The sequence below is a fragment of the uncultured Paraglaciecola sp. genome, assembly GCF_943787955.1.
Taxonomy (GTDB): Bacteria; Pseudomonadota; Gammaproteobacteria; order Enterobacterales; family Alteromonadaceae; genus Paraglaciecola.
Genome location: NZ_CALSOK010000008.1, coordinates 118722 through 143198, shown reverse-complemented (window position 1 = coordinate 143198; position 24477 = coordinate 118722). Strand labels below are relative to the sequence as shown.

Here is a 24477-nt window from a genome sequence, read left to right as displayed (position 1 = left end):
ACACCCTAAACCATCCCCTAAACCTTTGTTGCAATAATCCTTTAAAGCGATTTCTTTATGCTTTGGATGCCTTCAATAGATAAGCACAAACGGTTTACCATCAGTTTCTTCATACAACAAGCGGGCTTTCTTATATTCATGCAGTTGTGAATATATAAAACCTCTGCGTTTTGTATTCGTTATTCTGCTGGTACTTCTGGCTTCATATGCGGAAACAAGATCACGTCTTTGATCGTTGGGCTGTCAGTAAATAACATCACCAAACGGTCTATGCCTATTCCCTCACCGGCTGTTGGCGGAAGGCCATACTCCAAAGCACGAATGTAATCTTCGTCAAAGTGCATAGCTTCATCGTCGCCAGCGTCTTTTTCTTCAACTTGTTTGCGGAAACGGGCAGCTTGGTCTTCAGAGTCATTTAATTCCGAGAAACCGTTAGCCAGTTCACGCCCCCCCACAAAAAACTCAAAACGGTCAGTGACAAAACTGTCGTTATCGTTCCTGCGTGCTAGCGGCGATACTTCCCAAGGGTAAGCGGTGATAAAGGTAGGCTGATCGAGTTTCTCTTCAGCCGTTGCTTCGAAAATTTCACACAAATATTTGCCTGCACCCCAAATCCCGTCGACTTCTGGCTCTTTAATATGCAGCTGCTTAGCCATGACTTTAAGCTCGGCTAAATGGTTTTCAGGATCATTAATCGCTTCAACATTAGCTTCAGGCCAATATTTGACAACGGCATCATTCATGGTTAAACGAGCAAATGGCTGGCCAAAATCGTAGTTTACTTCACTGACTATATTGCCTTCAGCATCTTTAGTGGTGTTTTTAATGATGGTGGTACCCAACACGTCTTGAGCCACTTTGCGTAACATCTCTTCGGTTAAGTTCATCAAATCATGATAATCAGCATAGGACTGATAAAACTCTAGCATAGTAAACTCAGGGTTGTGCCTAGTAGACAGGCCTTCATTTCTGAAGTTACGGTTAATTTCGAACACACGCTCAAAACCACCCACCACTAAACGTTTAAGATAGAGTTCAGGAGCAACACGTAAATACATATCAATATCAAGTGCGTTGTGATGAGTGGTGAAAGGTTTAGCGGTTGCTCCGCCTGGTATCACTTGCAACATGGGAGTTTCCACTTCCATAAAATCACGTTCAATTAAAAAATTACGAATACCGCTGACCACTTTACTGCGGATCATAAAAGTATCACGGGTTTGCTGATTAGTGATCAAGTCCACATAACGTTGACGATATTTTGTTTCTTGATCAGCCAAACCGTGAAACTTTTCTGGTAATGGACGCAATGATTTAGTCAGCAGTTGATATTCAGCCATGTCGACATACAAATCACCTTTACCTGATTTGTGTAATACACCTTTCACACCAATGATGTCACCGATGTCTAAGCTACCATAACGTTCTTTAATATCTCTTTGGGTATCTTTGGAAGCATAAGATTGGATCCGACCAGTCATATCTTGCAACAACAAGAATGGTCCACGCTTAGCTAAGATACGCCCCGCAATACTCACTACTTCCCCAAGCTCTTCTAAAGCCAGTTTTTCATGTTCACCAAAGGCTTGTTGTAATTCATCACTGTAAAATTCACGACGAAAATTATTGGGGAAACCATTTGATGGGCAATTCTCGCGAATTTGCGCAAGTTTAGCGCGGCGCTCTGCAATCAATTTGTTTTCATCTTGGGTGTGTTCAGTCATCGTCATTTCCAAATTTGGTTTACTGTTACTTGTTTATGGCTATTTATTTAAGGCATTTGTCTAAGATTAAAGCCCAGATTTTAAACTAGCTTGTATAAATTTATCTAAATCGCCATCTAAAACGGCTTGAGTATTGTGGCTTTCTACCCCGGTTCGCAAATCTTTAATGCGCGAGTCATCCAACACGTACGAACGTATCTGGCTGCCCCAACCAATGTCTGACTTGCCATCTTCCATGATTTGTTTTTCTTCGTTTTGCTTTTGCATTTCATATTCATAAAGTTTGGCTTTTAATTGTTTCATAGCCTGTGCTTTATTTTTATGTTGTGAACGGTCGTTCTGACACTGCACCACAATATTTGTGGGTTCATGAGTTATACGCACCGCAGAATCAGTTCGGTTAACGTGCTGTCCACCTGCGCCCGATGCTCGATAAGTATCAATGCGTAAATCAGATGGATCGATTTCGATTTCAATATCGTCATCCACTTCTGGATAAGCAAATGCAGAGGCGAACGAAGTATGCCTGCGGCTACCAGAATCAAAAGGTGATTTTCGTACCAAACGATGCACCCCAGTCTCAGTGCGTATCCAGCCAAAAGCATATTCACCACTAAAACGAATTGTGGCACTTTTTATGCCCGCCACGTCACCATCAGAACATTCAATTAACTCAGTTTTAAATCCGTGGGCTTCACCCCAACGTAAATACATGCGAAGTAACATATTCGCCCAATCTTGGGCTTCGGTACCACCTGATCCTGACTGAATATCAATGTATCCATCGTTAGCATCATTGGGCCCAGAAAACATGCGCCTAAACTCTAAGGTTTCGAGTTTTTTAATCAGTTCGGCTAATTCAGACTCCGCTTCATCAAAGGTTTCTTGATCTTCGGCTTCAACAGCTAATTCAATTAGTCCAGCCACATCTTCTGAGCCTTGCTCAAGATGAACTATGGTTTCGACCACTAACTCTAACGCCACTTTTTCTTTACCTAAGGCTTGGGCGCGAGCAGGTTCGTTCCACACTTCTGAACTTTCTAACTCGCGATTAACTTCTTCAAGGCGTTCTTTCTTTTGATCATAGTCAAAGGTACCCCCGAAGCGAATCGGCGCGTTGTTTTATATCCGCTAACGCATTATGTACTGGGTTGATTTCAAACATAAATAATTGGGTTTTACTCGAAATAAAAAGACTATAATTTTAACGGATTTTACGTGCTAATAATAGGGAGAGTCATAGAATTAAGTGAGCAAACTTATTGTTTTGTCGTTAGTTCTTTAGATTGAGATTGAGGTTTGTCTTTTTCAGAATACCAATGCCCCATAAAATCAGCATAAATAGCTTGTTCAATTTCTATCGCTCGTTCAGTAGGACAAAAAATAGTAATTCCGATTTCTGTATCTCCAAGTTCAGTGGTTGATACTTTAATATGTGGGTCGGGACCAGCGATGGTAATGTCTAAACGTCTTTCAATCATTTGATTATAACGCACTGCTACATCGTAAAAATCTGCGCAATAAGATTTTGCGTTCTCGACTATTTTATCAATAAACACAAAGGGATTGACACTCTGGTCCCTGGTAATAATAAAATGATGTGTGGCATAACGTTTTAAAAAATTTAAGTTTTTGATTGGGCTAGTCATCAATTTATTATTAGGGATAAATAATGTTTTACCTGTGTATTCGTAACTCTTAATGTTGACTTCTAATAATGTGGTTTTTATCCAATCTGTAGCCGAAACCTCGCCAACAAAATGCTCGACTTCAATCCAGTCGCCTATACGAAAAGGCCGAGTTGAAACTAAATAGAAAAAACCAATAACACATTGAATGAATTCTCGGGTCGCCAAGACAATAGCTACAGAAAAAGCAGCAATTGAAAATGCGAATGTTTGCATCTCTCGAGCCCAAAGGCTAAACAATGAAACGAGTAGTACAAAATTTAAAAAGTTTTTAACATTGTTAACTAAATCTCTTCTGTCTTCACCTTTATTTTTAGCGTATTTACGTACCAGTTTTACGAGTACATATTTCGTCAGCAATGCCAAAAATGTGACAGATATGGTTAACATCAGTTTGTTTTCAAAAAAGTGCTTTACAGATTCCATATAGAATACTTAGCTTTAATGGGTCTAAAATGCAGAGTATACACAACTATGAATAAGAGAATATATTGATTACTCTTTCATATAAAAATAACACTTTACCTTAAGCATAGGCTCCGAGTAACATGCAAAAAATTTAGCATCATTGGACGCCTAACATGCGTATTGCCATTTTGTCTCGTAACCCAAAACTTTATTCGACTCGCCGCTTAGTTGAGGCCGGGACAGCCCTTGGCCATCAAGTCGATGTAATTGATACCATGCACTGTTATATGGATATTACTAGCAGTCGCCCTTCAGTCAGATATAAAGGTAAACCCTTACCTTATTATGACGCCGTTATACCCAGAATAGGTGCATCGGTAACGTTTTATGGCACCTCTGTAGTGAGGCAATTTGAAATGATGGGCACCTTTAGTATTAACGAATCAGTGGCCATTAGCCGCTCCAGAGACAAACTTCGATCACTGCAACTATTATCCCGAAAAGGCATAGGCATGCCTCGAACAGGCTTTGCTCACCACCCCGACAAAATTGACGATTTAATCAAAAATGTCGGTGGTGCACCCGTGGTAATTAAGTTACTTGAAGGAACGCAAGGCATAGGAGTAGTGTTAGCCGATACTCAAAAAACAGCAGAAGCTATTATTGAAGCCTTTATGGGCTTAAACGCCAACATTTTAGTCCAAGAATATATCAAAGAAGCAGGCGGTGCCGATATCCGATGTTTAGTGGTAGGTGGTAAAGTCATTGCAGCAATGAAACGACAAGCTGCAGAAGGAGAATTCCGTTCAAATCTACATAGAGGTGGTTCTGCAAGCATAGTCAGACTATCGCCTGCGGAACGTAAAACTGCCATTGATGCAGCAAAAACTATGGGCTTAAATATGTGTGGGGTTGATATCTTACGTGCCAACTCTGGACCGGTGGTCATGGAAGTTAACTCTTCACCGGGCTTAGGTGGTATTGAAACCGCTACAAATAAAGATGTCGCCAGTATGATTATTCAGTTTTTAGAAAAAAACGCCAAACCCAATAACAACAAAACACGAGGGAAAGGCTAAATGCAAGTACTTGAAATTGGAGGCGTAAAAATAAAACCAGGTGAAACAAAACGTATAGAACTGCCTATGCCACCTCTTTATACTGATACCCGAATGTCGATGCCAGTCCATGTGCAAAGGGGTAAACGAGATGGCCCGACTATGTTTGTCAGTGCCGCTGTGCATGGCGATGAACTCAACGGTATTGAAATCGTCAATCGATTACTGAAAAGTAAATCAATCAAGTTTTTACGAGGCACACTTATCGCAGTGCCTATCGTAAATGGTTATGGAGTGCTCAGTCAAAGTCGCTACTTACCTGATCGAAGGGATCTTAATCGTAGCTTCCCTGGCAGCCCAAAAGGTTCTATTGCCGGGAGACTGGCGCACTTATTTTTGAATGAAATAGTATCCAAGTGTGATATTGGTATTGACTTACACACAGGTGCGATTCATCGCAGTAATCTTCCTCAAATCCGTGCAAACTTAGACGACGCCGAAACATTCGCCATGGCAGAATCGTTTGGTTTACCTGTTTTACTCAATGCCGACATCCGACCTGGCACACTCAGGCAAGCAGCAGAGAATTTAGGCGTAAAAATGATCCTATATGAAGCTGGAGAAGCCCTTAGGTACGATGAATATTCTATACGTGCTGGGGTGAAGGGGATTATCAACGTGATGCGTGAAGTCGGTATGTTAAATAAGCGCCAACGCAAAGGTCATAAAATATCTAAGTTTGTTGCTCGCCAAAGTGGTTGGGTACGTGCAACAGAAAGCGGCTTTGTCAGTCACATTGCACAGTTAGGTGATCACGTTAATAAAGGTGGGGTACTGGCCATTATTGCCGACCCTTACGGTACAGAGTTAAGTAGAGTGCTTTGCCCCGAAGAAGGTGTGGTCATAGGCAAACAAAACATTCCATTGACCCAAGAAGGCGAAGCTATGTACCACATTGCCTATTTTAGGAAACCTGATTCAGTCGCCGAACATCTTGAGCTTTTGCAAGACAACTTGGTGTTAGATGAACCCTCCATTGTTTATTAAAGAGTGACATTTATAATGAGTGACAAACATTTAGTAGGCGCATTAGAATTATGTGATCTACCACAACTTTATTTAACAAGCTTAGAAGCAAGAGTCGATACCGGAGCCACAACATCTTCACTGCATGTTGATAATATCGAAGAGTTTAATAAGAACTCAGAGCTTTGGATCCGATTTGATATTCATCCAGACTCACATGATGTGAATCAAGTAGTACAACGTCAAGCCAAAGTTAAAAGTGTACGTAAGGTTAAAAGTTCAAATGCTACTTACCAAAAACGCCACGTAATCGAAACTGAAATATTTATTGCCGGTATGCATTGGAGTATCGAGCTCACACTCACAGACCGCTCAGAAATGAAATATCTTATGCTACTTGGCAGAGAAGCCATGTCTGGGCGTTTAATTGTTGACCCTGAACACGAGTTTTTACTAGCCGAGTAAGCCAATATATTGGTATTGAAAATATACTGGCTCAGACCTGACTAACATTTTAACTGAGTTTAACTTTTAACTTAGTTAGAGTTTCAGCCAACTCCTTTCCGAGAGATTTTAAGGCTTTTTCTGTTTTTTCATCGGTGACATTGCCTTGTTCATCAAACAACTTAAATGCACCACCTACCGCTTTTTGTGATGGGAGCACCATGGTCCCAATATTTTCCAATAACATACGCAAGGTCACCAGAACTCGTATACCACCCAAAGCACCAGGTGATGCTGCCATAATCGCAGCAACTTTACCTCGATAAGCTGCCATGGGAGCCTCATCACTGCTTTTTCTGGAAGCCCAATCAATCGCATTTTTAAATAGGCTACTGTAAGAACTATTATATTCTGGAGATGAAATTAAAAAACCATCATGATTGATCAGCAACTCTTTAAAAGCTTGAGCTGCAACAGGCATGCCTTGCTCTGCTTCTAAGTCTTCATTAAAAATAGGCAAGTCATAATCTTCCAAATTGACTATCGTTACCACAGCACCGGCCTCTTCTGCACCTTTAGCTGCAACAGCTACGACTTTTTTATTAACTGAGTTTTTTCTACCACTGCCTGCAAACGCTAAAATTTTTACCATGTTGGTGTTCTCATTTGATGTAAATATTATTATAAAGCAGATACCAATATATCAGCATTTAGGTCTATTTTACTTTTTCAGTCTACAAAAATAGTAAACCCGCCAATGGCGGGTTTTGTTTTAAACACTCTCACTGGTTGCTAAAAGCTTACATCTTTTCCATAGTCTCGATACCTAACAAGTCCAAACCTGATTGCAAGGTTTTAGCGGTCAACTGAGCTAACATCAGACGACTATTTTTAGTTTGCTCATCAATATCATCTTTTAAAATTGGACAAGCTTCGTAAAAACTCATAAACAAACTGGCTAACTCATATATGTAAGTACAAAGCACATGAGGTGTTGCTTCGCTTGATACTTGTTTAATAGCTTCAACAAATTGCATTAACTTGACTGCTAGAAGTTGTTCTTGCACCTCTTTAAGCTGAATATCCGCTTGTAAGTTCACATCATCAGCATGAGCTTTTCTGAATATACTTTGTACACGTGCGAAGGCATATTGCAAATAAGGAGCGGTATTGCCTTCAAAACTGAGCATAGTGTCCCAGTTAAAAATGTAATCTGTTGTGCGATTTTTACTGAGATCGGCATATTTGACAGCACCAATACCCACCTTGTCAGCGATGGTTTTACGCTCTTGTACTGACAAATCAGATTCACGTTTATTAATCAGAATTTCAGCTCTTTCAATGGCTTCTTCTAATAATTCGGCCAACTTAACGGTTCCACCAGAACGGGTTTTAAAAGGTTTACTATCGCTACCTAACATCATACCAAATGGGCAATGTTCATAACTTTGTTGTGCATTAATAAATCCTGCTTTACGGGCAACAATTTCTGTTTGTTTAAAATGCAAAGCTTGACGGACATCTGTAAAAATCAATGTACGATCGGCGCCTAATACACCATTGCGATATCGAATAGCCGCTTGATCGGTAGTAGCATACAAATACCCACCACCAGATTTTTGCACTATATAGGCAGCCGGGTTGCCTTCTTTGTCAGCCATTTCCTGCAAAAATGCGACTTGTGCACCTTGACTTTCGACTACGATACCAGAAGCTTTAAGCTCTGCGACCGTTGCTGCCAAATCATTGTTGTATGCACTTTCACCCATCACATCGCTGCGCTTGAGGCTTACATTAAGCTTGTCATACACTTCTTCGCTGTGGGCGATAGATACATCAATAAAGTTTTGCCATAACAGCATACACTGGGCATCGCCGCCCTGTAACTTCACCACATAATCTCGGGCGCGATCGGCAAAACCCTCTTCATTATCAAAGCGAACTTTCGCAGCTCGGTAAAAATCTTCTAAATCAGATAATGCGGTTTCGGCTACTTCATTAGCGACTAACTTGTCATTTAAGTGCGCTAGTAACATGCCAAATTGTGTCCCCCAATCACCCATATGATTTTGACGAATAACTTTATGACCTAAAAATTCTAGCGTTTTAGCCACGGCGTCACCAATGATGGTGCTGCGTAAATGTCCAACGTGCATTTCTTTAGCCAGGTTAGGCGCTGAGTAATCTACCACAACAGTTTGTTGCTGCTCTGCTTCGATGCCAAGACGAATGTCAGCATTAGCTGTTTGTAGTTGCTGGGCAAGCCACTGGGGTTTTAGGTAAACGTTAATAAAACCTGGACCCGCAACTTCGAGTTTTTCTGCTTCGTCATCTAAATCGACTGCATCCACAATTTTTTGAGCAATATCACGAGGGTTTTGTTTGAGCACTTTTGATAGAGCCATAGCCCCATTGAACTGATAATGCCCAAACCCAACACGGGTGCTGCGACTAAGTGGGACTAACGCGTCTTCTGGTGCGCCTATGGCAGTAAGCGCGGCTTTAAATTTTGCTAGTAAAAATGTGTGTAAGTTCATGTCTGCTCTTGTTTAAAAATGCTTCAGGCTGCTAAAAACACCTTAGTGCTCTCTGGTAGTATGAAATTCAATATCAGGGTAACGCTCTTTGGCTAAAGCCAAATTCACTCTAGTGGGTGCAATGTAAGCCAAATTGTCACCACCATCTAATGATAAATTAACTTCTGCTTTGCGTCTGAATTCGTCGAGCTTTCTTGGGTCTTTAGATGTCACCCACTGTGCTGTATAGACGTTAATATGTTCATACATTGCATCAACGTTGTACTCAACTTTTAAACGAGCCACCACCACATCAAATTGCAATACGCCGACAGCCCCAACTATCAAATCATTATTTTGTAAAGGCCTAAATACTTGAACAGCGCCCTCTTCGGCTAATTGAATCAACCCCTTTTGCAATTGTTTTTGTTTAAGAGGATCTTTTAATCGAATACGCTTAAATAATTCTGGGGCAAAATTAGGAATACCCGCAAAGCGGTATTTTTTCGCCTGCAGTAAACGTATCGCCAATCTGAATAGAGCCGTGGTTATGCAAACCAATAATGTCACCCGCATAGGCCTCTTCCAACAACTCTCGGTCGCTGGCTAAAAAAGTCACAGCATCTGAAATTCTCACATCTTTGCCTATGCGGCTATGGTGCATCTTCATGCCTTTCTCGTATTTACCCGATACTATGCGGCAAAATGCGATACGGTCGCGGTGTTTAGGATCCATATTGGCTTGAATTTTAAATACAAAACCACTGAATTTTTGTTCACTAGATTCGACCTTGCGTTTCACTGGTTTCACGTCCTTGGGGTAATGGTGCCCATTCGACTAAACCATCAAGCATATGATCAACACCAAAGTTCCCCATGGCAGTGCCAAAAAATACAGGGGTTAATTCTCCGGCCAAAAATTCATCCTGATTAAATTCGTGGGATGCACCTTTCACCAGTTCGAGCATATCGCGTATTTCTTCGGCGTAAACACCGATGGCATCATCTAATTCAGGATTATGTAAACCTTTAACAACACGCACTTCTTGAATGGTGTGGCCTAAACCTGTTTGATAGAGATAAGTTTCATCTTTGAGCAGGTGATATACACCTTTAAATTCTTTGCCCATGCCAATTGGCCAAGTGATAGGCGCACATTTTATATTGAGCACTTTTTCAACTTCATCTAATAAATCGATAGGATCACGCGTGTCCCTATCGAGTTTATTCATAAAAGTAATAATGGGAGTATCACGTAAGCGGGTGACGTCCATTAATTTTATGGTGCGGGCTTCTACACCTTTTGCCGCGTCAATGACCATCAAACAAGAATCGACAGCAGTTAATGTACGATAGGTATCTTCTGAGAAATCTTCATGCCCTGGAGTATCTAATAAGTTTACTGTGCATTCACGATACGGAAATTGCATCACTGAGGTCGTGACAGATATGCCTCGCTCTTTTTCCATTTCCATCCAATCAGACTTAGCATGTTGTCCTGACTTTTTGCCTTTTACCGTACCGGCTTTTTGTAAGGCATTACCGAACAACAATACTTTTTCGGTGATAGTAGTTTTACCCGCATCGGGGTGAGAGATAATCGCGAAAGTGCGGCGTTTTATCAACTTCTTGTTGGAAAGACATGGAATACTCTTAAGTTACTGGTTACTAAATAATTTGGGCACGCATTGTATATGACTCCAATAAAAAAGTCGCTGATCTGTTGTCATTTAGTAGCTTTGTATATTGTTTAATAAGGTTTCATAATTTTGAACATAAAAAAGGCCTTTATCGGCACTGTTTATTATTAACGTTTCTATTTACTCAAACCAATGTTTAAATTACATTCAATATAATGAGAATTTTTACGTTGCACCTTAAAATAACTAATATTCACATTTTACCATCAAGAAACGTTTTATCATGTCACGTAAAAAATTTAGTCGCGCTCAACTCAAATCAGTGTCCAGGGAAGCTGTTTATACCCAAGAAAAGCTGGCTCAACGAGTGGGCACAAGCGGTAAAACTGTCTCTTCTATCGAAGATGACAAACCTAAAAGCAGGAATTATTAATAAGAATTAATTCAATATTTTCTGCTGTTTCGATAATAAGATTAAGTCAAAAATGTATATTTATGGTTCGAACGTAAGAAAAGTGTGTCTTGTATGCAGGTTAACCACAGTTAAAATGGCAAAACTTGTTAACGTTAAAACTCGTAAAACCTACGAAAATTCGGAGAAAAATATTGGTGCGCCGAATATGAACCAATTTATTGCTATGTGTGTGGGCTGTAACTACAACCATGCTAATTTTGTAAAATTAGCAGTTGAACGTCAAGACATGTCAGAAAGTCTAAATATAACTGCTGCAAGTTGTTAAGATATACGTGGGGGCTTGGTCCCCCTCTTATCATCATTTTGAACAATGCCTCATTATTATGTTTTAGATTACTCAATCTTTACCCTAAATAACAACACATAATCAAAGCATCTTCTTTACCTTTTGCGCTTGGGTAATAATCCACTCGCTGCTCGACCAAAATAAAACCAGCATTGTCATAAAGATTAATGGCAGCAGCGTTAGATTCACGTACCTCAAGCCAAATTTGTTGAATATTATTTTGGTTGCATTGTGCCATAAAGTGTTGCAACAAGGATTGCCCTAAACCCTTGCCTTGATGCGCAGCGCTGACCACAATGTCCCATCAAGGTCACTTCATCGAGAACTGTCATACCAATATAATAACCTAATGGCTGATTATATTGATTGAGTGAGTAAGCAAAATAGGGCTTAGTTAAACAGTCTTCAAAGATCTTACGGGACCAAGGTGAAAACTGTCCTTGTTTATGCAAATCAAAATAAGGATCACTGTTTTGAGCCGTTAATGGGGAGAATTGTGATTTCATCTAAATGCGTGAGCCCCCTATTTGGTTAATTTGATTCAAGAAGTAAAGCGCCTTGTAATTCCAACCAAAGCTGCTTTTTAGTATCACCGTGCTGTAAATCGATTAAAGCGGGTGTAATCAGTTTTTTTTTGCTTAAAACTAACCTTTTCGCCTTGTGCCCAACTTAGGGGATAAGCTGAATAGTGACTCAGTTGTTCGTTTGAAATATGTTTTTGTGGCTTAGCTTCTAAGTCCAAGGCGATTAATACATCGGTAAAAACTTGAAATTTGGTTTCACTTGGGGGGAAAGTCACTAGAACAGCATCAATGGCTTCACTTGTTCGTGTTTGAGCTTTGAGTTGTTTTAACTTAGCTAAGGCATCATCTTTTGATCTGACCACAGATGAAGAAGTCATAACGTCAGGGGGTTGGTTGTCGGCCTTTACTTGAGTTTTCTCTTCACTGGCTAACTGCCATGACGATATACCCATTTCATTCAAAATGGCGTGTTGATAATCACTTAATGCAAGATAAAAGGATTTTTCCATTTCAACAGATTAACATGAATTTACTTTAGATAAGTTAGCTTTAATACTTGTGGCAATTAATAAAATTACGACTAAGAAATATCGAGTTTGACAAAATTTGGCAGGGGTGGAGGGATTCGAACCCCCAACCATCGGTTTTGGAGACCGCTGTTCTACCAATTCGAACTACACCCCTGCTGACCGACTGAATTATACTGACGGGAATCGAAAGGTAAAGTGATTTTGCTTTTACTATAGACATCTAACGAACAACTGCACATTTAATAAACTATCCGTATCAAAAGTACCTTAAATTGACTGACTAGCAGCCTTGTACCAAAGCTTATTGGTTAATTCGACTAGGGGTTTCATAATGGTTACTTTAGCAATCACCTCAGATAAACGTTGCTCACTATATTGTGCATAGGAGACACATAAGCTAGTTTCATCCGTTAAGCTAAAACCGTTTACAATAATACATGATGCGAGATCGAAATACGGGCAAGATATAGCGCAGTATTCCCAATCAAAAAATTTACTGGGCACAGAATGAGTGACATGAGATAAAGCCAAATCGTTGTGACAAAACACCGCTTTAGTTGAGCAAGCTTGCTGCCAAATAACCCCATAACTATCGACAATTTGCTGTTCTGAAGCTGAAATTGGCACATTAAGCAAACTCATATAATGTTGCCATTGGCTGGGCAAATCTAGTTCTGGGGCATTAATCTTAGTGTTATGTATTATTGATAACGCAGAAGCTAAGCTTTTGGTAATGGTTAGGTTAGATATATCTGCCTGATCTAAGGTGGGGGTATCCAGCCATTGGTCAATTTGAAAATTCAGTGACGTTGAAAGATAGATTGGCTTTACTGCAAGCCCTTTTTCAGCAAGGGCCAGTTGAATATCAAAGAGCCTTTTTCTATCTAACAACGTGATTGTATCTGACTCAAAAGTTTTGACAAAATAATTTTTGTTGGATGTTTCAAGGCGATAACTGCTATTTATGGTTCCTCCATTAACAGGTTTTAGATGAAAGTCTGATTCAACACACTCCAAATTTTCTAACTCAGCCTCCAGCATGATCTTTAAATCGCTCATAGAGCCTCTGTCTGACCTTTTAATTTAACAGGTTCTAAACGCCATTGAATAAAACCATAAACCGCAAATCCGCTGTAACATAAAAATAAGACACCTGTTAACACTAAATCGTTAGCAAAGTAGAGATAGGCTGCAAAGAGGTTAATGATAATCCAGTACAACCAATTCTCCCGTACTTTATGGGCCATTAGCACAGTTGTGAAAACACTAAAAACGGTTATAAATGCATCTAAATGTATATAATTTGCATCCAGCACAGTACTCGCAAAATGACTCAGTAATAGAGCCCCAATGATCATCCCTGTAATACAAATCACATGCCGATATATCGGCCAGCTTTTTACAAACACAGTATCAGCATGATTACCGCGCCACTTTAACAAGCCATAAACAGCCATAATCAAGTAATAAAAATTGAGACCCGTGTGAAAAGGTAAAGACACGCTCCAAAACAGCCAGGTATATATTCCTGTGCTCACCAAAGCACAGGGCCAACACCAGATATTTTGCCTAGCCGCCAGCCATACATAAGCCAGAGCTAAAGCCACTGCTAAGCCTTCCAAAAAAGGGGTTGCGACTAGTTGTCCTAGAAAATTTTCCATTAAATTTCAGTACTCATCTTGTCACCATTTAAAAACTTGCAGACAAATATTGCCTGTCCTATTTTTTGATGACTATGTTGCATTTCTTCGGCTAGCAACTGCATAGTAGGGAGATACTCACCACTTATCGTTGTGCTTGTGGCAGTCGTCACAACCTTGATGCTTTCATAGGTATTTAAACGGTCAATAAACTCTTGAATTGGCTTAATGTACTGCTCTTTAAGAGGATACATGGATATTTCGGCAACTAATTTCATATTGCTTCCTCATGATAAAAGCCAGAGTGGCAGACCATCTCCGGCTTGAATTCACGTTTTTAATACTGATATGTAAAGTTGATACCTACACGACGAGGCTCACCAAACTGTTCATAGAGATGTGTTACATATTCATCTCTTGGGTCGTTGCCAAAAAAGAACCCCCGATTAGCATATTGCTGGTCGAACAAATTGCGGGCATATAGACTAAATTGCCAATTTTCTATCTGATAATCGAGGCTAGTATGAGTAATAAAAATATTGTCTGACTGCTGATCATGACTAAAAGAATAAAAGAACTCATCTTTGGCATCAAATTCAATTAACCAGTTTAAGCTATCAGCAACACGCCAATTTAAACCTGCGTTAACATGGTAACTAGGCGCATGGGCTTGGTCTCGGTTATCAATAATACTCCCGTCCTGACGAGTAATACCGCTAATTTCAGTTTTCAGGTAGCCAATATTAACAAAGGTATTCAGTTTATCAGTCAACATATAATTTAAGCTGACTTCAATACCGTAGTTTTTCCCATCTGCGGCGTTATTATAAAAATCGACAAAAGATTGTGCGTTTACAATAGAATTTTTGTATTGTACGTTGTCACGTTTTTGATAAAAAGTGCTGAAATCCAACAGTAAACTTCCATCTTGATTGGTACCTTTTACGCCAAATTCTACGCCTACTAAAGATTCAGCATCAAAAACTGCGTTGTCGAGTAAGTCTTGTCTGAACTCTACAATGTCTTCGTCGTCAATCTTACCTAGAGCTTGGCCATTTACCCCACCCATTTTATAACTGCGCAGTAGGCTGAGGTAAAGCATGCTGTTGTCACCCACTTTTTGATGATAGCTAATTTCAGCCCCCCAATCATTATGGTCAAGGTCTTCATTAATCACATTGGAGTCATCATAATTAAGAGTCTGCGAAGCTAAACGTAAACTTGTAGTAATCCACTGTTCATCTGACCATACATGTTTAAATTGTCCAAACAACGCACTGTCTACACGTCCGACTTGACTCTCAAACGGTCCTGCCAACCAAGTGTATTCGCGTGTTAAATCTTCTGTTTTATCTGCAAAGTAAAATCCAAACACCCAGGTGTTAGCATTATCACTTTTGCTGGTGAATTTTGCTTGAATGGTGCTGTCTTTACGCTCGCGGAAGTAATAATCGGTAGATGAGTATTCCCAACCCCGGGCTATGCCCACATAACTCCAATCCTCATCATAACCATACGCTAAATCGGCCTGCATAAAACTGCTCTGAATCTGCACATTAGCCCAATCTAGACCTTGATAATCTGCAGTGAAACCTATAGCTTCGCTCTGTTGGGAATCAAATCCAGGCTCATCAGATAAAGTGGTTCTATCTCTATTAAGTGAAAAAGCATCATAACCATTATCAACATCTATCAAATGAATGACTGTTTTAATTGATAAGTCATCGCTAGCTTGCCAATTCAATTTGGCCCGTGCAGTTAACTCATCCACACCATTGTTATCATCTGTACCCAGCCAAGTATTATCTACAAAGCCATCACTGGTGTTTTGATGCACCGATAAGCGGTAGTCAAGTGTGTCGCTTAGCCCACCGCCAACAGCGGCTCCTATTTGCCAACTGCCGTAGTTGGCCACACCAAACTGAGCGTCAATACTGGTTTGTTCAGATGCATCTTTGCTCAGCACGTTGATCATCCCGGCAAGTCCGTCAGCACCAAATCGCGCACTGTTTGGACCTTTGAAGATTTCTACTTGTTCGATATCAAAGGTACTCGCCCCAGCGAGCAGGCCAGAATAATTAATACCGTCAACCAAATAACCAACAGAAGGATTCACTGGATCAGTAAACTGGCTGCGTTCACCAATTCCACGTATTTGCAAAAAACGCCCACGGCTAGCGCCGCTGGCAAAATTAACATTGGCAGCGCGATTCAGGATGTCCTCAAGGTGCTGAGCTTGGCGCTGTTGTATTGCTTGCGCATCTAATACAGAAATGCTGGTTGCCATTTCAAACAAAGGTGTAGCAGACAATGCACCTCGCACGATAATACGCTCTAATTCTTTTTGTTCAGACAGTTGCTCATCAATATTTTGCGCAGATGCATAAGTGCTTATTAAACATAGGCTTATTAAACTAGCCAGTGGCTTTTTACTACATTTCATTTTAAGGGATCTCTTCAGTATAGTTTGAAAAGATCCGGCTGTACGGCAGGTAAATGGGGATAAGTGCATGACCATTCCTACGCCGGCATTATCCGGATCAGGTATAAGGGTTATGAGTGTTTTCTCAAATCTCAGCCAAAAAGGCTCCCCTTGGTTGCTAAATACAGGTTGTTAATTTACCAGTATTCAGGCAAAGTAGTGTAACAGGCAAATAAAGCTTCGCAATAGATGAATGGAAATTTATAAGAGCATAATAGTATTTATTTCATGATTTTTAGTTTTACTATTTTATGATTGCATAAAATAGAACCTTATTGGGTAAACCATACCTCACCATTTGGTACCACGCATGCTCCCTCAACTTGTCCATAGCTTGAGAGGGCAAAGGTTATATTGTTGTTCTCTTGTTTAGGCACTGGATGGATCTGGACGAACTTTCGCTTACCATTGTTGTTACCCACATCACCTATAAAAACTGTTTATCTCCAGTCAATGATACCCGCTCTGTATTTTTAGTAGGGACCAAATTTTTACTGATGATCCCACCAGAGGCATCAATATTGTAAATAATAGTTTTTTCCCAGAATTATTAAGAATGAAAGCTGAACCGATTTCTGGACAGAATAAATCCGAGATTTCTTTCAACTCATCAGGTGAATGATTATCTTCTCAAATGACATAAACAGAAGCACTAGTGATGAATGAACCACAGATTTTTAATAAATTTATGCCATTAAGTAAAATAACGCTAAGTATCAGGGTCTTCTCCATACAACTAATCAAAACTTAAGTGAGATATCGCAAGCATCCCTATTAAATAAGTTAATACTCAATTGAGTTGTAATTAGGTTAGCACCGCAACTAACCAAAACCATATTCGTATTTTTGAATAAGTTTGCTTACACTAGCAATCATTATTCAGATGCCTTAAATAAGAATATTTTGTGAATTTACCCAAGCAGCTATTTCATTGGTTTCAACAACGCCAGTCAAGGTTAAGTCACAGGCAATTATTGGTCATAACGGGGCAAGAGGAATGGACAAAAACCGCTGCTGTTACCTTATTAGATAAGAATGACATACAAAGTATTTTATGGGTCTCAAATACTCAAACCAAATATGAAAACATTAGTGTAAAAGACTACCGCTGTAAATTAGGGTACGAATATGATTGGGTGGTACTAAACTGCTTTAGTGGATTTAGAGCCAACGCGGCTATGGCATTAAGTGGCACAATAAGAGCTCAAGGATTAATGGTTATTTTATGTCCTGAATTATCTGAATGGCCAAACTATACGGATCCAGAACAAATCAATCGTATTTCTTATGGTTATCAACAACACTTTCCAAAAAGTCATTTTATTCAACACTTAATATCTTCCTTTAACGAAGATAGTGGCGTCGCAATGTTATCTGCCGATAAATTTTCTGGTAAGACAAGTTTTGTAGAAGACAACTCAGATAAAGAACGATATTACGAGCAAGAAATTACTGTAACAAACATCTGTAAGGTAGCTCAAGGACATAGAAATAGACCTTTAATATTGACCGCAGATAGAGGCCGGGGTAAATCTTCAGCTTTAGGGATAGCCGCCGCTAAATTAATGCAAACTTCAGATAAAAGGATATATATAACGGCTCCTCATATTCGTAGCCTCGAACAGGTATTTATTCATAACAAACGCTTATTACCTGAAGCTGTAATGTATAAAAATAGTGTTTTACATGGGTCAAGTTCATTAACATTTAAGTCCATCGATGTATTATTATCAGACGAAATATCGGCAGATTTGTTATTAATAGATGAAGCATCCGCCATTCCTGTGTATATCCTTAATAAACTTGCGAAAAAGTTTCCACGCATCGTTTTTAGTGCAACGGTTCATGGATATGAGGGCAGTGGTCGTGGTTTTGAAACACGCTTTATAAGGCAACTATCACTTCTTAAACCAGGCTTTAAAAGGTCTCAGATGTTACAACCGATCCGTTGGTATAAACACGACACGTTGGAACAATTCTGGTTCACTAGCTTGTTTCATAATGTGCAACAAGTAACTGAAATATTAGAGTCTGAGAGCCAATCAATTAACTGTCGACACCTAACAAAAGCAGAATTACTCCTCAACAAAACATTACTAGGGGGTCTATTTAGGTTATTGATAGACGCCCACTACCAAACCAGTCAAGATGATTTACAACGTTTGTTAGACGCTCCTGAAATAGAATGCTTTATATTAACCAACGGGAACACTTTGCTTGGTGTGGCCCAAATAATCAAAGAAGGGGGGGATTGTCTTGACGAAATTGCCAATAATATTGCTGATTGTACACGACGCGTCAAGGGGCATTTAGTAGCACAAAACATTACGTCATCTTACAACACCCTCCCCTTTCTATTAGCCCAACAATGGCGAATTAGCAGAATTGCAGTGGCACCTGAGCATCAGCACACTGGATTAGGAAAAAAATTAGTAGACTTCATAGAACAGCAGGCAAGAAAGCAACATATTTCATTTCTAACTACGTCTTTTGGTTGCAATACTAACATCCTAAATTTTTGGTACAAAAGCGAATTTTTTCTAGCTAAACTCAGTGTAAAACCTGAGGTTTCAAGTGGTGAGCACAGTGCTATTTGTATTAAACCTTTGACAAATGAGGCATTGAAAATATCTGACTCTATCCATAAAGATTTTTACCAAGAATTGCTTTATCAGATGGACAAAAATTTTAAAAGGTTGTCTGAGTCTTTACTCATTCAAATACTTTTGTTGAGGCCATCTGCAAATGTAGGTGTATCTAAAAACATGGAAATACTTAGGCAATTTGCTATAGGTAAACGGGCATATTTCACCTGTAAACGTTTACTAAAAGAATACCTGATAGTCAATCCTGCTTGCTTCTTAAAATTAGAAACACAAGAGCAAGCTTTGTTGGTGGCTGCACTATTACAAAACTTTGAAGACAAGGAACTTTGTTCAAAATATAATTTGAGTGGCAAAAAACAAATCGAACAAGTATTAAAGACTAGCTTGGAAAAAGTCCTAATAAGCCAATAATGATTGTTTAATTAAAGACTTTTAAAATAGCCAGTAAACTTGAATAGTCATCCGTCCATAAGACCTTTTGATATTGGTCTTTAGATATTACGGTTTGCTGATAGATTAATGTTGGTGATTGTGTCAATAGAGTATTATTTGTCAATACCACCCACTGAGCATCATGTTCATCGCCATTACCAGGAGTTTCAAACAACATAACTTGCATATCCAAGGTTTGACTATGGTTAATAATGACAGGCAGGAGTGACAAATGCCGATTAGAGATGTGTAAAGCCAGAACACCATGGTCCTTGATATGCTGCTGATACAATAAAAAAGCTTCATGAGTCATTAAATGTGTAGGAATTAAATCACCTGAAAAGGCGTCAATAATAAGCAAATCAAATGCATTTTTTTGCCCTAAATCTAATTCTTTTTGCAAAGATACCCGAGCATCACCTAACTTAACTTCAACATCAGCCTTAGAATTGCTCAAGTAACTAAAGTATTTATGAGCAAAGTCTGATACTAGTGGGTTTATCTCATAAAAAGTATAATGGTCGCCAAATTGACCATAGGCTGCTAATGCCCCTACCCCTAAACCTATAATCCCAACTTGTAAATTGCTGTCACTAGAAAGCCCTTCAATAGCTAGTTGTACACCTGTACCTGGGCGATAATAACTCAGAGGTAAAGCTAATTTAGACAGAGGCAAATGTTGACTCCCGTGTGAGGTAGTACCGTCAATTAACCTTCTCTCGTTAACTTTCCCCTCTTTTATGTCTTTGACCGTCAGAATGCCGTAAAAGTTTCGAGCCTTAGCGATGTCGTATTGTTGATATTGATTGTTGAGTTTGGTGAAAACTAATAACCAAAGTAGGGCAACAACTGAGCTACATATCGCTAGTCTTAAAAGCTGACTATTAGCAACAACTCCAGACATAGTGGATTTGACATCAGCATGCTCATCCTGTTTGTTCCACCACAAGGAAAAAATAGCCAGTACTAGTACACTGAAAATCGCAAATGGGAATTCCAAAAACTCATTAAACAGATTTTTAGCCACGAACGAAACTAGAAAACTACCGAAAACACCACCAGCAGATAAAACCAAATAAAACAGGGTTGTATTGCCCTGCTTTGGTTTAAGTGAGTCCAATTCACCATGGCAAATCATACAACCACACAATAAAATCAACAGATAAATCAATAACTGAGTAATAATGTCAAATTGCCCGCCTATAAAATAAATTAACAAGGCAACAAATGACAGCAACATAAAGAAAGGTAACCAAAGGTATCTAACATAGATGGCAAAATTACTGAATGCCACCACATAGGTCAGCAAATATATCGATAAAGGAGCAAGCCACAAAAAAGGTATCGGAGGTACATTTTGCGTTAGTGCATTGGTGGTAGACACCAACAAGACCACACCTAAGGCCGACAACAGAAACCATAAGATAAGCCTGAAAAAACACACCCTAGGATTAATAAATGGTTCGGAGGTAATTAGTCTCTCTTTGTTATATTGTTTAGCAACTACAAATAATATCCAACCGACTAAAAGAACGAATAGCCAATAAATACTGGACCAGAACTTAACTTGCCAGTCCAGTGTCATAAATGGTTCGAACACTACAGGATAACTCACCAGAGCCAAAAATGCCCCAACATTAGAAATAGCATACAATCTGTAAGGGTTAGCGCCATTAGTTTGTCTAGTAAACCAATGCTGCAATAGGGGTGTGTTAGCTGATAAGATTAAATAAGGAAAACCGAGACCCAAAAACAATACTTTCAATACAGCCATAGTTGGTGGCCCGCTAATTATTATATTTTGTACATCCATAATATTGTAAGGCAACAAAAGCAAGCTGAATAATAGGCATACCAAGTGCACAACAATCTGATATTTGACACTGAAAATCTTGGCCAGGATATATGCATATAAATAACCTACCAACAAAAAGAATTGAAAGAACAACATACAAGTGGTCCACACACTGGCACCACCACCGAACCAAGGTAGTATGATTTTAGAAATGATAGGTTGTATTTGAAAAATCAGAAAAGCACTGATAAAAACCGAGATGAAATATTGCATTGATTATTCAGGCGTTAAGTTAAAACTAGCATTATTGAGATGCACTAAAAGACTATTCTTTCTAAAAGGTAAAAACTTATTATTGTAAAAAAAGCTCCCGAGGGAGCTTTTTACATTAAAGTTTTATGTTGCGGTTTTTTGCTTTTTCTTTGATGTAAGGTTCCCAACTCCGTGCGTTGCGAGCTGTAGACTTATCCTTTTTCGCTTCATTCACATACTTGAAAGCAGACCTGAAGTCACCATTATCAAAACTTGCTTGCATCATAGCTAAGTAAATTGCTCCCTTTTTATCAGATCCTTCATCTAAAGCTTTTTGCAAAGATACAATAGCATCAGCGTATTGCTCCAATGCATAATAAACCATACCTTGCTTTTGATATGTATCAGGATCGGAGCTCAATAAAGCGGCTTGACCATAATAATTAGCAGCTTCTTTGAATTCCTTAGATTGTTGATAAGATGATGCGACACTATTAATCATTCTTAACTCTTTCTTAACTAATCCAGAATTAATATGCGTCTCTAATATTTTAGCCGCTTTCACGGGTATATCATTCATAGAATACAACTGGCTAAGCGCTTTTATTTCAGCTGGTTTGGTTAAGTACCCCTGATTGTAGGCCATCTCAAATGTAGAAAGTGCTTTTTTGTGATCTTCAACAAGCATGTAGAAGAAGCCTAGTTGCGTCCACTGTCCCTTATCATCAGGAAATATCCTCACCGCTTCTTCTTGCACTTCAATGGTTTCTTTATACATTTTGCGGTTGTAATAAGAAGTCATTTTAAGGGCATAAGCTGTTTTATTAGGCTTATCAGCTAAGGCTATGGCCTTATTAATGGGCATAATAATTTCAGAGTACTTTTTGGTCTGATAATAGGCATTAGCCATTCTAAAATAGACATCAAAGTTTTCTTTACAGGTAAGCTTCATCCATTGTTGATAGTACTTAATCGCACTATCATATTGCTCTTCCTGAAGGCTTAAATCAGCAATCAGTTTTATGGTGCCAACCTGCTCTGAATCATTTAATTTGCTCGGGGCAACAGCTCTTTGTAAATATTCAATGGATTTTTTTGCTTTACCCGTTTGAGTAGCCAGTAAGTTACCAATAAACCGATCAGTGAATGCCCTATCGAATGTGTTAGACGTATCTATTTCGTAAAGAATATCTAATGCTTCGTCGATAAGATCATTATTGTAGGCATCTAAGGCCTTACCGACCTTTTTACCTACTTTTTGTCCAGGAATATTAGTTGGACCTCGCTTGTAATCTGCGCATGCGATAGGTGCAGAAACTTGAGCATAAAGGCTAGTGGGTATGACAGTAGCTACAGAAATCACTGAAACCACACATAAATGTTTTAGATGTTTATTCATTATGATTGATCCAACTTAAAGTCTAGTTGCACTGTTAGGCCGAATTGTTTCATCGGTTTACCATCTTCAATTTTGGGTTTGTATTTCCATTTACCCAAAGCACGTCTTGCTTCGCGGTCAAAGACACGCTTTGGATCCGCATCAAGCACTTTAACGTCCTCGACACCACCCACTTCATTGATAGTAAAAGATAATTTAACCCACCCTTCTTTACCATCACGTGCGGCCTGAACTGGATATTTAGGTTCAATTCGTACAATAGGTGTAGCATCGCCATCACGCATCGCACCTACACTACCGATATTCACCGAAGCACCGCCAACATCAACACTAGGCATTTTAAAACCTAAACCATCTGTATCAACTTGAGCAATATCAGGCTCAACAGGCGGAATTTTAGGTGGTTGTTTAGGTGGTGGTGGTGGTGGTGGTGGCACCCTTTTTCTTAATTGTGTTGCATCGTCTGGTGTTGCCATAACAATATCAATCACAACTGCTTCAGCACCTTTTTCAGGAGGTCTTCCTGTATTTGCAATTAACTTTGCCATTATAATAAAAAGAGCAAAGGCAATAAACCCACCTAACAATATAGAAACTATTAATCGACCCATATTAACTACCTGCCGTTGCTGCAATTGAGATACGATCAATACCTGCCGCTTTAATTTGATCCATCACTTCAACAACAAGACCATGCTCGGCTTCTCTGTCAGCTTGAATAATTATTACGTCAGACGGTTGCTCTGCCATTAAACGGTCTAAATTGGCACGAACACTGTCCGTATCAATTTCCCGTTTATCCATCCAAACCTTTCCATCTTCAGTTATAGCAATGAAAATATTTGCATTTTTTGGCGAGACTGCCAGTGTCCCACTAGGTTTATTAACTTCAATACCCGCTTCTTTTACAAAAACAGTAGTAACAATGAAGAAGATCAACATAATGAAAACTATGTCTAGCATTGGTGTCATGTCAATTGCTGCATCTTCTTCTACTCGAACTTTACGACCCATAAGATCCTCTCTTTAATGATGGGGCAAGGCATCTACTAACTTTTCTCTGGCAATTTTAATTTTAGACTCAAGACGAGAGCTAAAGAAAACACCAGATAAAGCAGCAACCATTCCAGCCATTGTTGGAATAGTAGCCATAGAAATCCCAGCAGCCATTAGACGAGGGTTACTTGTACCCTGAGTCGCCATGGTCTCAAACACACCGATCATTCCGGTAACTGTTCCCAGCAGACCAATTAGAGGGCACATAGCCACAAGTGTTTTTATTAATAACATTCTTGTGCCTAGACCATCTGAAGCTTGTGAAATCCATGTGTCACGGATTCTATGCGCATACCATGAGGTAGTATCTTCACGTGCATCCCAGTTAGAAATAATCTCATCTCTAACCTTTGGGTAAACTGAAGATAAATACCAAAAACGCTCTATCATAAATGCCCACATAAGAAAGAGCGCTAAGGCAACAACGTAAAGTACGTTACCGCCAGCAGCAATAAAATCCCTGACAGACTCCCATTGTTCTATCAGAAATAACATA

Annotated in this window: 23 protein-coding genes, 1 tRNA gene, 1 pseudogene and 1 riboswitch; of the genes and pseudogenes, 6 read left to right on the top strand and 19 right to left on the bottom strand. The window is 39.3% G+C overall.

Annotated features, from left to right (window positions below; genetic code table 11):
- Nucleotides 1-179 precede the first annotated feature (179 nt).
- The 3 genes from lysS to Q0Y52_RS06985 all read right to left on the bottom strand — a co-directional run bounded on the left by lysS (nucleotide 180) and on the right by Q0Y52_RS06985 (nucleotide 3838).
- Nucleotides 180-1724 (bottom strand): lysine--tRNA ligase, encoded by a 1545-nt coding sequence (gene lysS / locus Q0Y52_RS06995; RefSeq protein ID WP_297819859.1) that lies wholly within the window; start codon nucleotides 1722-1724, stop codon nucleotides 180-182.
- A gap of 66 nt (nucleotides 1725-1790) precedes the next feature.
- A protein-coding gene (gene prfB / locus Q0Y52_RS06990; RefSeq protein WP_297819856.1) for a peptide chain release factor 2 occupies nucleotides 1791-2889 on the bottom strand; the annotation gives its coding sequence in 2 pieces (ribosomal slippage) (nucleotides 1791-2813 and nucleotides 2815-2889; 1098 coding nt in all).
- A 94-nt stretch (nucleotides 2890-2983) separates the two neighbouring features.
- Nucleotides 2984-3838, bottom strand: a complete 855-nt coding sequence (locus Q0Y52_RS06985) for a mechanosensitive ion channel family protein (protein ID WP_297819853.1) — start codon at nucleotides 3836-3838, stop codon at nucleotides 2984-2986.
- A 155-nt stretch (nucleotides 3839-3993) separates the two neighbouring features.
- Here Q0Y52_RS06985 and rimK point away from each other — a divergent pair, with 155 nt between their 5' ends.
- The 3 genes from rimK to Q0Y52_RS06970 are packed head-to-tail and all read left to right on the top strand — an operon-like array spanning nucleotide 3994 to nucleotide 6369.
- Entirely contained in the window at nucleotides 3994-4899 is a 906-nt protein-coding gene (gene rimK / locus Q0Y52_RS06980) for a 30S ribosomal protein S6--L-glutamate ligase (RefSeq protein WP_297819850.1), read from the top strand.
- The gene (locus Q0Y52_RS06975) at nucleotides 4900-5925 is read left to right on the top strand and encodes a succinylglutamate desuccinylase/aspartoacylase family protein (RefSeq protein WP_297819848.1); all 1026 of its coding nucleotides are present in this window, start codon (nucleotides 4900-4902) and stop codon (nucleotides 5923-5925) included. It begins immediately after the preceding gene.
- A 15-nt stretch (nucleotides 5926-5940) separates the two neighbouring features.
- Nucleotides 5941-6369 (top strand): RimK/LysX family protein, encoded by a 429-nt coding sequence (locus Q0Y52_RS06970; protein WP_297819845.1) that lies wholly within the window; start codon nucleotides 5941-5943, stop codon nucleotides 6367-6369.
- Between the two features lie 49 nt (nucleotides 6370-6418).
- On the opposite strand, the gene Q0Y52_RS06965 is transcribed toward Q0Y52_RS06970, so the two are convergent.
- From Q0Y52_RS06965 to prfC, 3 genes and pseudogenes are all read right to left on the bottom strand, one after another.
- A complete protein-coding gene (locus Q0Y52_RS06965) occupies nucleotides 6419-7000 on the bottom strand; it encodes an NAD(P)H-dependent oxidoreductase (RefSeq protein ID WP_297819842.1) in 582 nt (193 codons plus the stop codon).
- Nucleotides 7001-7148: 148 nt separating this feature from the next.
- On the bottom strand, nucleotides 7149-8885 hold the full coding sequence (gene argS, locus Q0Y52_RS06960) for an arginine--tRNA ligase (RefSeq protein WP_297819840.1): 1737 nt from the start codon (nucleotides 8883-8885) through the stop codon (nucleotides 7149-7151).
- A 42-nt stretch (nucleotides 8886-8927) separates the two neighbouring features.
- A pseudogene (gene prfC, locus Q0Y52_RS06955) lies at nucleotides 8928-10513 on the bottom strand (peptide chain release factor 3).
- A gap of 274 nt (nucleotides 10514-10787) precedes the next feature.
- On the opposite strand from prfC, the gene Q0Y52_RS06950 reads away from it, so the two are divergent.
- Nucleotides 10788-10937 carry a hypothetical protein gene (locus Q0Y52_RS06950; protein WP_297819837.1) on the top strand — a complete coding sequence of 50 codons (150 nt, stop codon included), beginning with the start codon at nucleotides 10788-10790 and terminating at the stop codon, nucleotides 10935-10937.
- Nucleotides 10938-11052: 115 nt separating this feature from the next.
- Nucleotides 11053-11244, top strand: coding sequence for an XRE family transcriptional regulator (locus Q0Y52_RS06945; RefSeq protein ID WP_297819834.1), 192 nt, complete (start codon nucleotides 11053-11055; stop codon nucleotides 11242-11244).
- A gap of 79 nt (nucleotides 11245-11323) precedes the next feature.
- Here Q0Y52_RS06945 and Q0Y52_RS06940 read toward each other — a convergent pair whose 3' ends face one another.
- From Q0Y52_RS06940 to Q0Y52_RS06905, 8 genes are all read right to left on the bottom strand, one after another.
- On the bottom strand, nucleotides 11324-11560 hold the full coding sequence (locus Q0Y52_RS06940) for a GNAT family N-acetyltransferase (protein WP_297819831.1): 237 nt from the start codon (nucleotides 11558-11560) through the stop codon (nucleotides 11324-11326).
- Nucleotides 11481-11771, bottom strand: a complete 291-nt coding sequence (locus Q0Y52_RS06935) for a hypothetical protein (protein ID WP_297820030.1) — start codon at nucleotides 11769-11771, stop codon at nucleotides 11481-11483. Before Q0Y52_RS06935 ends, Q0Y52_RS06940 begins: the two co-directional genes overlap by 80 nt.
- Before the next feature lie 83 nt (nucleotides 11772-11854).
- Entirely contained in the window at nucleotides 11855-12298 is a 444-nt protein-coding gene (locus Q0Y52_RS06930; protein ID WP_297819828.1) for a hypothetical protein, read from the bottom strand.
- A gap of 98 nt (nucleotides 12299-12396) precedes the next feature.
- A tRNA-Trp gene (locus Q0Y52_RS06925) sits at nucleotides 12397-12473 on the bottom strand.
- A 113-nt stretch (nucleotides 12474-12586) separates the two neighbouring features.
- Entirely contained in the window at nucleotides 12587-13378 is a 792-nt protein-coding gene (locus tag Q0Y52_RS06920; RefSeq protein ID WP_297819825.1) for a choline/ethanolamine kinase family protein, read from the bottom strand.
- Complete coding sequence (gene pnuC / locus Q0Y52_RS06915; protein WP_297819823.1) at nucleotides 13375-13980, bottom strand: nicotinamide riboside transporter PnuC; 606 nt, start codon at nucleotides 13978-13980, stop codon at nucleotides 13375-13377. The genes Q0Y52_RS06920 and pnuC overlap by 4 nt, the downstream gene beginning before the upstream one ends.
- Complete coding sequence (locus Q0Y52_RS06910) at nucleotides 13980-14237, bottom strand: hypothetical protein (protein ID WP_297819820.1); 258 nt, start codon at nucleotides 14235-14237, stop codon at nucleotides 13980-13982. Before Q0Y52_RS06910 ends, pnuC begins: the two co-directional genes overlap by 1 nt.
- Nucleotides 14238-14296: 59 nt before the next feature.
- Nucleotides 14297-16402, bottom strand: coding sequence for a TonB-dependent receptor plug domain-containing protein (locus tag Q0Y52_RS06905; protein WP_297819817.1), 2106 nt, complete (start codon nucleotides 16400-16402; stop codon nucleotides 14297-14299).
- Between the two features lie 57 nt (nucleotides 16403-16459).
- A riboswitch (TPP riboswitch) is annotated at nucleotides 16460-16563 on the bottom strand.
- A gap of 783 nt (nucleotides 16564-17346) precedes the next feature.
- Here Q0Y52_RS06905 and Q0Y52_RS06900 point away from each other — a divergent pair.
- A complete protein-coding gene (locus tag Q0Y52_RS06900; RefSeq protein WP_297819814.1) occupies nucleotides 17347-19458 on the top strand; it encodes a GNAT family N-acetyltransferase in 2112 nt (703 codons plus the stop codon).
- Between the two features lie 7 nt (nucleotides 19459-19465).
- Here Q0Y52_RS06900 and Q0Y52_RS06895 read toward each other — a convergent pair whose 3' ends face one another.
- From Q0Y52_RS06895 to Q0Y52_RS06875, 5 genes are all read right to left on the bottom strand, one after another.
- Complete coding sequence (locus Q0Y52_RS06895) at nucleotides 19466-21253, bottom strand: spermidine synthase (protein ID WP_297819810.1); 1788 nt, start codon at nucleotides 21251-21253, stop codon at nucleotides 19466-19468.
- 409 nt (nucleotides 21254-21662) lie between these two features.
- Nucleotides 21663-22925, bottom strand: coding sequence for a hypothetical protein (locus tag Q0Y52_RS06890; protein ID WP_297819808.1), 1263 nt, complete (start codon nucleotides 22923-22925; stop codon nucleotides 21663-21665).
- Nucleotides 22925-23536 (bottom strand): energy transducer TonB, encoded by a 612-nt coding sequence (locus Q0Y52_RS06885; protein WP_297819805.1) that lies wholly within the window; start codon nucleotides 23534-23536, stop codon nucleotides 22925-22927. The genes Q0Y52_RS06890 and Q0Y52_RS06885 overlap by 1 nt, the downstream gene beginning before the upstream one ends.
- Nucleotide 23537: 1 nt before the next feature.
- Nucleotides 23538-23939: a biopolymer transporter ExbD gene (locus Q0Y52_RS06880; RefSeq protein WP_297819802.1), complete on the bottom strand. Its 402-nt coding sequence runs from the start codon at nucleotides 23937-23939 to the stop codon at nucleotides 23538-23540.
- 12 nt (nucleotides 23940-23951) lie between these two features.
- The gene (locus Q0Y52_RS06875) at nucleotides 23952-24476 is read right to left on the bottom strand and encodes a MotA/TolQ/ExbB proton channel family protein (protein ID WP_297819799.1); all 525 of its coding nucleotides are present in this window, start codon (nucleotides 24474-24476) and stop codon (nucleotides 23952-23954) included.
- Between the last annotated feature and the right edge of the window lies 1 nt (nucleotide 24477).